This window comes from Actinoplanes sp. NPDC048791, from assembly GCF_040650095.1.
Lineage (GTDB): Bacteria > Actinomycetota > Actinomycetes > Mycobacteriales > Micromonosporaceae > Actinoplanes.
On record NZ_JBEZGQ010001580.1, the window covers coordinates 1 to 1,363 of the forward strand.

Genomic DNA, 1,363 nt, shown 5'->3' on the forward strand with positions numbered 1-1,363 from the left:
GCGCCGCGGTCACCCGGTCACCGTCACGCTCGTGCAGGTACGCCGCGGCGCGGCTCTACACCGCGGCTGCCGAGGCCGCGGCCAGCCTCGCCGAGCGCGAGCACCTCACCCGGCAGGCCGCCCGCCTCAACGCCCTGCTGCGCGACTGAGGCCTCAGCTCTTTACCGGGATGGGCAGGGAGTGCCGGGGGCCGCCGGATTCCGCGGTGACGACGACCTTGCTGATGTCGATGTGGACCGCGTCGGCGGCGCGGCGGCGCATCTGGTCGAACAGGGCGCGGGTGATGGGCGGTCCGACGTAGGTGCCGCGGACCCAGACGGTCTGCTGGCCCGTGGCGCTGTCCTTGCCGCTGCCACTGGCGGTGCCCCGCATCTTCAGCCCGGCCGGGTCGAGGACCGGCGGCTTCTCGGTCCGGCCGTTGGTGGTGACGGCGGGCCGGGCGGCCGACACGGTGAACCACAGGCCGGTGACCTCGACGACCTTCGCGTCACGCACCCCGTCGATCTCGAGCAGGTTCTTGGCGGCGCGTTCCAGCTGGGCCTTGGTGGTCGACTGGTCGATGGCGATCGCCGGGCCGCCGGCCGGGGCGTCGGCGAAGACCTTCCTGAGGTCCTTGATATGGGAGAAGTCGTGGTCACCCTGGCCCAGGGCGGAGAACACCGCGGTGAGGAACTTCTGCTGGCCGCTGACCGACTCGGCGTCGCGGCCGGGGTCCGGTGTCCAGGTCAGCACCGGGATCCTGGTCTCGTACTGGCGCAGCGACGGATCCAGGGCGACAGCCGAGGCCGCCGGTGGCTGACGGTCCGGCGTTCTGTCGTTGTCGCCGCGCCCGGCCCCGGCGATGACCGCCCCGCCGATCGACAGGCCGAGCACGACCGCGAACAAGCTGCTCGCGGCCACTCGCGCTGTGCGGCGGCCACGGGCCGCACCTTCGACCGTCTCGTACGTGGGCACGAACGCCCGCCGCCGCGCGTCGGCGGCGGCGTCCCGCAGCAGGGCCTCCAGCTCCGGCAGCGGATTGTCCAGTACGGGGTTCTCGTTGTCAGACATGACGGCCCTCCAGACTCGCGATGGTGTCCTGCCCGGCGGGCAGGTGCGGGGTGGTGTCGGTCTCGTCGAGGATCTGGCGCAGGGCTTCGCGGCCGCGGGACAGCCGGGCCTTGACCGTGCCCGGCGGCGCCCCGGTCTCGGCGGCGACCTGATCGACGGAACGGTCACACAGGTGGTGCAGCACGATCGCGCGGCGCTGCTCCTCGGGCAGCCGCTGCAGGGCCGCCACGATCAGCGGCGTCTCCACCCCGGGCGCGGGTACGTCCGCGATCGGTCCGTGCCGCCGCCACGCCGCCAGCCGCGACCGGCCGGA

General features: G+C 73.7%; 2 protein-coding genes. Both read right to left on the bottom strand.

All coding sequences use genetic code 11. The features are described from left to right. Positions 1-153: 153 nt before the first annotated feature. Positions 154-1,050: a hypothetical protein gene (locus AB0C29_RS48655; protein ID WP_360835197.1), complete on the bottom strand. Its 897-nt coding sequence runs from the start codon at positions 1,048-1,050 to the stop codon at positions 154-156. After that, a partial coding sequence (locus AB0C29_RS48660) for a sigma factor-like helix-turn-helix DNA-binding protein (protein ID WP_360835199.1) occupies positions 1,043-1,363 on the bottom strand: 321 nt, incomplete at its 5' end. The genes AB0C29_RS48660 and AB0C29_RS48655, both read right to left, overlap by 8 nt.

Excerpts from the sequence above, each read along its gene's own strand:
- AB0C29_RS48655 (WP_360835197.1), bottom strand. The coding sequence starts at position 1,050 with ATGTCTGACAACGAGAACCCCGTACTGGACAATCCGCTGCCGGAGCTG.